This is a genomic window from Clostridium sp. AF21-20LB (assembly GCF_003478795.1).
GTDB lineage: Bacteria > Bacillota > Clostridia > Lachnospirales > Lachnospiraceae > Otoolea > Otoolea fessa.
Map to the genome: position 1 here is coordinate 95,260 of NZ_QUGD01000008.1, position 9,082 is coordinate 104,341.

Annotated in this window: 9 protein-coding genes; all 9 read left to right on the plus strand. The window is 39.6% G+C overall.

Annotation, left to right across the window (positions count from 1 at the left end; all coding sequences use genetic code 11):
• The first annotated feature begins 21 nt into the window (after positions 1-21).
• Positions 22-252, plus strand: a complete 231-nt coding sequence (locus tag DWX76_RS14950) for a Uma2 family endonuclease (RefSeq protein ID WP_412693998.1) — start codon at positions 22-24, stop codon at positions 250-252.
• 28 nt (positions 253-280) lie between these two features.
• The gene (locus DWX76_RS14955; protein WP_412693999.1) at positions 281-571 is read left to right on the plus strand and encodes a Uma2 family endonuclease; all 291 of its coding nucleotides are present in this window, start codon (positions 281-283) and stop codon (positions 569-571) included.
• A gap of 319 nt (positions 572-890) precedes the next feature.
• Positions 891-3,050: a CRISPR-associated helicase Cas3' gene (gene cas3 / locus DWX76_RS06425; RefSeq protein WP_412650247.1), complete on the plus strand. Its 2,160-nt coding sequence runs from the start codon at positions 891-893 to the stop codon at positions 3,048-3,050.
• A 332-nt stretch (positions 3,051-3,382) separates the two neighbouring features.
• Positions 3,383-4,039, plus strand: coding sequence for a type I-C CRISPR-associated protein Cas5c (gene cas5c, locus DWX76_RS06430; RefSeq protein WP_118570333.1), 657 nt, complete (start codon positions 3,383-3,385; stop codon positions 4,037-4,039).
• Positions 4,036-5,784: a type I-C CRISPR-associated protein Cas8c/Csd1 gene (gene cas8c, locus DWX76_RS06435; RefSeq protein ID WP_118570334.1), complete on the plus strand. Its 1,749-nt coding sequence runs from the start codon at positions 4,036-4,038 to the stop codon at positions 5,782-5,784. Before cas5c ends, cas8c begins: the two co-directional genes overlap by 4 nt.
• Positions 5,781-6,695, plus strand: coding sequence for a type I-C CRISPR-associated protein Cas7/Csd2 (gene cas7c / locus DWX76_RS06440; RefSeq protein WP_118570335.1), 915 nt, complete (start codon positions 5,781-5,783; stop codon positions 6,693-6,695). The genes cas8c and cas7c overlap by 4 nt, the downstream gene beginning before the upstream one ends.
• The gene (gene cas4, locus DWX76_RS06445; RefSeq protein WP_118570336.1) at positions 6,692-7,357 is read left to right on the plus strand and encodes a CRISPR-associated protein Cas4; all 666 of its coding nucleotides are present in this window, start codon (positions 6,692-6,694) and stop codon (positions 7,355-7,357) included. The genes cas7c and cas4 overlap by 4 nt, the downstream gene beginning before the upstream one ends.
• On the plus strand, positions 7,354-8,385 hold the full coding sequence (gene cas1c, locus DWX76_RS06450) for a type I-C CRISPR-associated endonuclease Cas1c (protein ID WP_118570337.1): 1,032 nt from the start codon (positions 7,354-7,356) through the stop codon (positions 8,383-8,385). Before cas4 ends, cas1c begins: the two co-directional genes overlap by 4 nt.
• Positions 8,386-8,395: 10 nt before the next feature.
• On the plus strand, positions 8,396-8,686 hold the full coding sequence (gene cas2, locus DWX76_RS06455; protein ID WP_118570338.1) for a CRISPR-associated endonuclease Cas2: 291 nt from the start codon (positions 8,396-8,398) through the stop codon (positions 8,684-8,686).
• The last annotated feature ends 396 nt before the right edge of the window (positions 8,687-9,082 follow it).

The window sequence follows — 9,082 nt, forward strand, 5'->3', positions numbered from 1 at the left end:
TCAGCCGAGAAAGGAGGAGCTATGCCATTACCTAAATACAAAACGTATACAGTACAAGATATATATGATCTTCCGGAAGGAACCCGTGCAGAATTGATAGATGGTACCATGTATATGATGGCACCTCCAAGCCGGGCTCATCAGGAAATTGTAGGTGAAATATTTGCAGTTATTCGGGACTATATTAAGCAGAAAGGCGGAGTATGCAGGCCTTATGTCGCTCCATTTGCAGTTTTTTTTAAACGAGGATGATCATACTTACGTAGAGCCGGATGTAAGCGTGATCTGCGATCCGTCTAAATTAAATGATAAAGGATGTGCGGGAGCACCAGATTGGATTATTGAAGTGGTATCACCGGGAAGCCAGCGGATTGACTACATGATAAAGCTTTTTAAATATCGCACGGCCGGTGTCCGTGAATATTGGATCGTGGATAAAACGAAAAACAGGATTATTGTATATAATTTTGAAAAAAATGATATGAACGAATATACATTTTCCGATCTTGTTCCGGCAGGGATTTATGATGATCTGAATATCGATTTTGCAAAAATTGACGAATTGCTGTGAGCGTTGAATGGTTAGTAAATTGGAGTGGGAAGTATAATAAGAAGCACTGTGGGTTGATTACAAGAATTGTTTTAGGCGGTTGATTATGGTATTGATCAGCCGCTTTTCTTTTGAGGAAAATTGTGTCAATATATGGATGATTTTAGATGGGATGTATATACGACACCTATTAGGTGGGGGGTACTATATATGGAAATGTGTGATATGATTGATTTATGGAAATTCAGATGAATTTGCAGGAATAAATTTCACTGCGAAGATTGATAATCTGTAGATGGCAAAATGGATAGGAGCGTGATAAGTGAGAGGGGTGGGAGTGATGAAAAAAGACAAGATGAAATATCTGGCACATATTGATGGTAAACGTGAACAATCAATAAAAGAACATCTGGAGGGGACTGCCGTACTGGCAGCAGAGTTTGCAAGGTCCTTCAGAAAGGAACAGTGGGGTTATTGTGCTGGGATGCTGCATGATATAGGAAAATATTCAGAAGCATTTCAAGAGAGGATACGTGGAAATAATACTAATCAGGTAGATCATTCTACAGCTGGGGCAAAGGTTTGTATGGAAAAAGGTGGTTTCTACTCTCTTCTGGGGTATTGTATTGCCGGTCATCATGCAGGACTTCCCAATACAGGAGCAGGAACGGGACTTGATAAATCAATGATGTATGGAAGATTGAAGAAAAAGGTGGAGGATTATAGTTCTTACCTAGATGAAATCGAGATTCCGGCATTACAGGAGATTCCCTTTGATCCGAATGTAGTGATAAATCCGGATTTCTCATTGAGTGTATTTATTCGTATGCTGTACTCTTGTTTGGTAGATGCGGATTTTTTGGATACTGAGCAGTTCATGCTCAATGGAAAGGTAGGGAGAGATTCAGGAGAATCTTTAGAGGTATTAGAACAGAGACTTTCTGAGTATATAAAAGGATGGCTTGAAAATAAAGATTTGACAACCGTCAACGGTCATCGCAGCGAAATCTTGAGAAATTGTATTCAAAGTGGGGAAGAAGAACCGGGAATATTTCAGTTAACTGTACCGACCGGCGGAGGGAAGACGCTGGCTTCCCTTGCGTTTGCCTTGAAACATGCAGTCCGATATGGGATGGAACGAATTATTTACGTCATTCCATATACGAGTATTATTGAGCAGAATGCATCTGTATTTCGTGAAATTCTGGGGGAACGGAATGTACTGGAAAATTACTATAATATAGATTATGAATCATCGGAAGAATTAAAGCCAATGCAGCTGGCAGCAGAAAATTGGGATAAACCTGTGATTGTGACGACGAATGTACAGTTTTTTGAATCATTATTTTCCAATAAATCATCTAAATGCCGTAAATTGCATCGCATCGCAAATAGTGTAATTATATTTGATGAGGTACAGATGCTTCCAACCGATTACATGCTACCATGTCTGGCACAGATGGAGGAATTGGTTCAGAATTATCATTCTAGTCTGGTTCTTTGCACTGCGACTCAACCTGCCTTGGAAGGATTATTTCAAAAGAAGTGTAACATTCGCGAATTATGTCCGCAAAAGGAAGAACAGTTCGCCTTTTTTAAACGAACAGAGTTTATCTCGATGGGAAAGGTTAGTACGGAGGAGTTGGAAGATCGTTTAATAGAGGAAACACAGGCGCTCTGTATTGTTAATACAAAAGCAAGAGCTCAGTCTTTGTACCAGCGATTAAAAGAAAGAGGAGCAGAACATGTATATCATCTTTCTACTGCTATGTATCCGAAGCATCGAAAAGAAGTGTTAGAGGAAGTTCGGCAGAGATTAAAAGGGAGTGATGAGTGTATTCTGATTGCAACCAGTTTGATAGAGGCTGGAGTGGATGTGGATTTTCGGTCTGTATATCGTCAGCTTGCCGGAATCGATTCAATCGTTCAGGCAGCAGGACGATGTAATCGTGAGGGAAAGCGATCGGTGGAAGATAGTAAGGTGTATATCTTTACATTTTCAGAAAAAGAATATATGCCGGGACAGAGACAACAGATGGATGTTGCCTCTAGCTTGATGGATGAACAAGTGGATTTTTCAGCACCGGAGACGGCGAGAGATTATTTTAAGAAATTGTATTATCTTCGAAGGAATGAGTTAGACAAAAAGAAAATAATGGATGAATTCCAAAGAGGAGTTTATAATTTTTCAACGGCTTCGAAGAAATTTAAATTAATTGATGAGCATACGGTAACAATTTTTATTCCTCAGGAGGAAGATGCAAAACAACTGCTGAAAGAAATACGATATAAGGGATATACAAAATCTCTGATGCGAAAGGCAGGTCAGTATTGCGTTAACGTTTATACAGGAAATTATGATAAATTGGCAGCTTCCGGAATGTTGAGACCAGTATCAGAGGATATAGAAGATTTATATGAACTTTGTTCAGATGACGGGTATACAGAAGAGTATGGACTTCGGTTGGACATAGAGATGGGAATGGGGGTATTTATGTAGTAAGAATAAAGTCCAGCAGGAAGTTAATTCTTGCTGGACTTGTGGTGCATTACTGCAAATGCCAATATTTCAATCCACAGGTTGTTGTATAGTGCACCTGACAGATAAATTATAATATAGAATTACGGATTTGTGTATGATAAAAATGTTTTTGGTGCAACTACTAAAATGAATTTTCATTGGAATTTGAAGTAAATATTGATCTTTGGAATGAAGTGTGGTATAGTTGGTTTTATAAGAAAGGACTGACAATTGCAAAGCTTTATGTTGGTATTATATCAAAATGACACGAGAAATAATATGTTTTTCTGACAAAAGGGGTGGTGGTTTTAATGAGTGTTAAAATTAAAGTCTGGGGTCCGTATGCTCTATTTTCCCGACCTGAAATGAAGGTGGAGCGCTGCAGCTATGATGTGATTACTCCATCTGCAGCAAGAGGAATTTTAGATGCGATCTACTGGCATCCGGGACTGCGTTGGGTGGTAGATAAGATTCATGTTATTAATCCAATACGCTTTACAAGTGTAAGGAGAAATGAAGTAAAGAGCAAAGTTTCGGCCAGTAATGTGCTGCAGGTCTATAACGGTGGTGATAAGCAGTTGTATATCAGTACGAAGGAAGATATTGTCCAGCGTGCATCATTGCTCCTTTGTGATGTTGAGTATATTGTGGAAGCCCATTTTGAAATGACAGAGAAGGCGAATAATACAGATAATCCGGGGAAATTCCAAGATATAATAAAACGCCGGCTCAAAAGAGGGGAGTGCTACCATATGCCATACTTTGGATGCCGAGAATTCCCAGCACAGTTTATGTTGTGGGAAGAGGATGAGATTCATTCTTGCTATGAAGTTGTTCCGGAAAAAGATTTGGGATATATGTTGTATGATATGGATTATACAGATCCAGAACATATACAGCCTATGTTTTTTAGGGCAGTTATGAAGCATGGAACAATCGATTTAGGAGACTGCGAGGTGATAAGGTGATATTGCAGGCGCTTGCAAAGCATTATGAAAATCTGGCAGCAGAGGGAAAGGTATCAAAAGAAGGATGGTGTGAAGCGAAGGTTTCCTATGCAATTGAATTAATGCCAGATGGAAAGGTGAAAGGATTTATCAGTTTAAAAACAGAGGAAGAGCGTGGAAAAAAGAAAGTTTGGGTTTCAACGACTAGAATGGTTCCGCAGATGGTAACACGTTCCTCCGGTGTGTCATCCAATTTTCTTTGCGATAATTCGAAATATATGCTTGGATTCGATAAAGACGGAAGTTCTAAAAGAGTGTTAGAGTGCTTTCAGGCAGCAAAGGAAAAACACCTGGAATTGCTTGAACAGGCAGAAGGAGAGATGGCAGCATCTATCAAAGCATTCTTTGAAACGTGGAATCCGGAAAAAGAGGAAGAGAAGTTAAAGGAATCTGAAATTTGGGAAGCTCTTACAGATGGCGGTAATTTAATATTTTACATGAATGGATGTGAAGCACAAGAGGATGAAGAAATAAAAGAACTGTGGAATAAAAAACAGAATTCATGTGACGGGGAAGAAGGTGGAAATACAGGAATTTGTCTGGTAACCGGTAAGAAAGCAGAGATATCTCGTATACATCGAACCATCAAAGGTGTTCCAGGTGCTCAGTCCAGCGGTGCAGCATTGGTATCATTTAATGCTCCGGCTTTTGAATCTTATGGAAAAGAACAAAGTTATAATGCACCGGTTGGAAAATATGCGGAATTTGCTTATACAACAGCGCTAAATTATTTGTTGTCGCAGAGAAATTATACGTTTCAGCTTGGAGACACAATGGTTGTTTATTGGGCTGAAAATGGACAGAAGGCATATCAGGATGTATTTTCGTTTGCGTTAGTTCCTACAGTAGATAATCGGGAGACGATTCGTGAAATATTTGACTGCATCAAAAAGGATCAGCCGATTAAGGTAGAAGATATAGAGATGGATTCGGAACAGCGTTTTTACATTCTGGGATTGGCACCTAATGCGGCAAGGCTTTCGGTTCGATTCTTTTACCAAGATTCATTTGGAAAGATACTGGAACATATCTCAGAGCATTATGAACGCATGAAAATTGTACAACCGTCTTGGGAAACCAGGGAATATATGAGTATACGTGATATGCTGATGGAAACAGTTAATCAGAATTCTCGAGATAAGAGTCCGATTCCCAATATGGCTGCGATGGTGATGCAGGCTGTATTATCGGGCGGACGTTATCCGGCAAGCTTATACACAGATACATTGATTCGAATTCGGGCAGACCAAGGAGAACGGAAGCTCAGTTGGGGGCGCACGGCAATTTTAAAAGCATATTTGATTAGAAATACAAATTGGAAAGAAGGAGTTAACTACATGGGATTAAATAAGGAAAACAGTGAACAGCCTTATTTATTGGGACGTTTGTTTGCAGTGTTAGAATTTATTCAAAAAGACACAAATCCGGGAATCAAGGCAACGATTCGAGATCGCTATTTTAATTCGGCTTGTGCTACGCCAGCATCCGTATTTCCGATTTTGATTAAGCTTATGAATAGTCATATCAAAAAATTGGAGCGGGATAATCTAGGTGCAAAAATCAGTTATGAAAACCAGCTGACAGAAATTATGGGTAAATTAGATGAGTTTCCGAGAAGATTGACTTTGGAAGAGCAGGGAAAATTTGATTTAGGGTATTATCATCAGGTGCAGGATAAATATACTAAACGGGAGGATAGAAAATGAGAGAAGCGATTAAAAACAGATATGAGTTTGTGATTTTATTTGATGTAGAAAATGGTAATCCAAATGGAGATCCGGATGCTGGAAATATGCCGCGTATTGATCCGGAAAGCGGACTAGGATTGGTAACGGATGTTTGCCTGAAACGAAAAATTCGTAATTATGTGGAAACTGTAAAAGAGGGAGAAGCCGGTTATCAGATTTATATCAGAGAAGATGTGCCTTTAAACAGAAGTGATCGGAAAGCATGCGAAAATCTGGGAATTACAGAAACAGATGATAAAAAGGTAACGGAAGGATTAAAAAAATTAAAAAAGAATGATCCGGATGCAGATTTGAAAATCAGAGATTATATGTGCCAGAATTTCTTTGATATTCGTACTTTTGGTGCTGTAATGACGACTTTTGTAAAGGCATCATTAAATTGTGGTCAGGTAAGGGGACCGGTTCAGATTGGATTTGCAAGAAGTATTGATCCGATTGTAAGCCAGGAAGTCACTATTACACGAGTGGCTATTACAACCGAAAAGGATGCGGAAGATAAAAAGACAGAGATGGGAAGAAAGAGTATTGTTCCATACGGACTTTATCGCGCAGAAGGTTATGTGTCAGCCAATCTGGCAAGAAAAGTAACAGGATTTACAGAAGAGGATCTGGACCTGTTATGGGAAGCTATTATTAACATGTTTGAGCATGATCATTCAGCGGCACGAGGAAAAATGGCTGTACGGGAATTGATTGTATTTAAACACAGCAAGGAACTGGGAGATTGTCCGGCATATAAATTATTTGATGCAGTAGAAGTTTCCAGAAAAGCCGATGTTGTATATCCGAGAAATTATTGTGATTACGATGTTCAGATTCATGGTGAGCAGATCCCGGATAGTGTCGAGGTGAAGAGAATGATAAAATGATCTATGCAGAAGATGATTATTTGATGATATCTGGAATTCAGCACTTTAAGTTTTGCCGAAGGCAGTGGGCGTTAATTCATATTGAACAGCAGTGGGCCGAAAATGAGTATACCGTAATAGGCGAATTGATGCACAAAAAAGTTCATGATCCGTACCTGGCGGAGAAGCGCAAGGATATTCTGATTGTACGGGCGCTTCCTGTGCACTCTAAGATAATGGGAGTGAGTGGGGAATGTGATGTGGTAGAATTCCATAAAAGTGAAGAGGGTGTCAAACTGCATGGACATAGGGGATTATATGCAATTTACCCGGTGGAATATAAAAAAGGAAGGCCAAAATATACAGAAGAAGATATTTTACAGCTTACAGCACAGACGATGTGTCTGGAAGAAATGTTTTCAACACAAATTTATGAAGGTGCCCTTTTTTATGGTGAAACACGTCGTCGCGAAAGAATTCTGATAACGCAGGAACTTCGGACAGAAGTCGAAAATATGTTCAAGGAAATGCATCAATATTATCAAAGGGGATATACTCCTAAGGTAAAATACAGCAAAGTATGTCAATCTTGTTCTTTAAAGGAAATTTGTATTCCTAAATTGAGTCGTTCAGATGAGGTGAAAAAGTATATTTCCCAAAAACTGGCGGAGGATGAACTATGAAAAAATTGTTGAATACCTTATATGTAACATCGGAAAATAGTTATCTGGCATTAGATGGAGAAAATATAGTAATTTATGAAGAACAAGAAGAGCGCGGGAGATTGCCGCTTCATAATTTAGAAGGAATCGTTTCTTTTGGATATAGAGGGACAAGTCCCGCGTTGATGGGCGCTTGTGCAGACAGAAATATCTCTTTATGCTATGTGACTCCGCAGGGGCGTTTTTTAGCGCGCGTAACAGGCAAAGTCAGAGGAAATGTATTGTTGCGTAAACAGCAGTATGAAAGCAGTCAGGATAATGCAATTAGTTTGGAGATCGCTAAAAATTGCATTGTTGGAAAGGTTTATAATGCGCGATGGGTGCTGGAAAGAGCAGTACGTGATCACCCACTTCAGGTTGATGTTGAGAAAATGAAAAATGCATCGCAGCAGCTGAAAAATTCACTGATACAAATACAAAGCAGCGAATCAAAAGAACAGCTTCGTGGCTATGAGGGAGAGGCTGCAAGTGTATATTTTGGTGTATTTGATGAATTGATTTTGCAGCAAAAAAAGGAATTTTTCTTCCATGGGCGGAGTAAAAGACCTCCAATGGATAATGTGAATGCAATGTTGTCCTTTACGTATACCCTTCTGACCAATAATATTGTATCGGCATTGGAATGTGTGGGCCTTGATTCGTGCGTAGGATATTTGCATACGGAGCGTCCGGGAAGAGCTTCTTTGGCATTAGATTTGATTGAAGAATTGCGCCCTGTATTGGCAGATCGTTTTGTTTTGTCACTGATCAATAAAAAGATTATGACTGGTAAAAACTTTACCAAAAAGGAAAACGGAGCAGTTCTGATGGATGATGAGATTCGGAAAAAGTTTTTAACAGAGTGGCAGAAAAAGAAAAAAGAAACCATTACACATCCGTATTTGAATGAAAAAATTGAGTGGGGAATGATTCCATATGTGCAGTCAATGCTTTTAGCAAGATATCTGCGTGGTGATCTGGATTCATATCCGGTTTTTTTGTGGAAATGAGGTGTGGAACATGTTAGTATTAATTACGTACGATGTTAATACAGAAACAGCGGCAGGCCGTACTCGTCTTAGAAAAGTGGCAAAGCAATGTATGAATTATGGCAGAAGAGTACAAAATTCGGTATTCGAATGTATAGTAGATAACGCACAGTGTGTGATGCTTAGATCACTTCTTACAGACATTATCGACGTTAATGTGGACAGTCTTCGGTTCTACTATCTGGGAAATAAGTATCAGACGAAAGTTGAGCATGTAGGCGTGGACAAAGGAATAGCGGCGGATGATGTTCTTATCTTGTAACAAGTCTGTGCGAACCTAAAGCAGACATAAAAAGCCTGATAGGTTCGCACCTGAAAAAGTAAACAAAAACAAATAAAATGATTAATTGCTAGATGGTATATACATTAATTTGAAGTGCCAGATGGATGATCTATACAAGGAATACTTTGGATCAGATGTAAAAATTGGTAATTAATGCAGTCGCCTCCCTCGCGGAGGCGTGGATTGAAATAAATCCCCGGATCTCTTCCGGAGTCTTTCCGGTGTCGCCTCCCTCGCGGAGGCGTGGATTGAAATAGAATTGCATAGCCGAATTCGCCGCCGCGCCACGAAAGTCGCCTCCCTCGCGGAGGCGTGGATTGAAAGTCGCCTCCCTCGCGGAGGCGTGGAATTGAAATATTGCCATTCGCAGTAATA

Bases quoted from the DNA above. Each gene is read 5' to 3' on its own strand.
- DWX76_RS14950 (WP_412693998.1), top strand. From the start codon at position 22: ATGCCATTACCTAAATACAAAACGTATACAGTACAAGATATATATGAT.
- cas2 (WP_118570338.1), top strand. From the start codon at position 8,396: ATGTTAGTATTAATTACGTACGATGTTAATACAGAAACAGCGGCAGGC.
- cas5c (WP_118570333.1), top strand. From the start codon at position 3,383: ATGAGTGTTAAAATTAAAGTCTGGGGTCCGTATGCTCTATTTTCCCGA.
- cas1c (WP_118570337.1), top strand. From the start codon at position 7,354: ATGAAAAAATTGTTGAATACCTTATATGTAACATCGGAAAATAGTTAT.
- cas7c (WP_118570335.1), top strand. From the start codon at position 5,781: ATGAGAGAAGCGATTAAAAACAGATATGAGTTTGTGATTTTATTTGAT.
- cas3 (WP_412650247.1), top strand. From the start codon at position 891: ATGAAAAAAGACAAGATGAAATATCTGGCACATATTGATGGTAAACGT.
- cas4 (WP_118570336.1), top strand. From the start codon at position 6,692: ATGATCTATGCAGAAGATGATTATTTGATGATATCTGGAATTCAGCAC.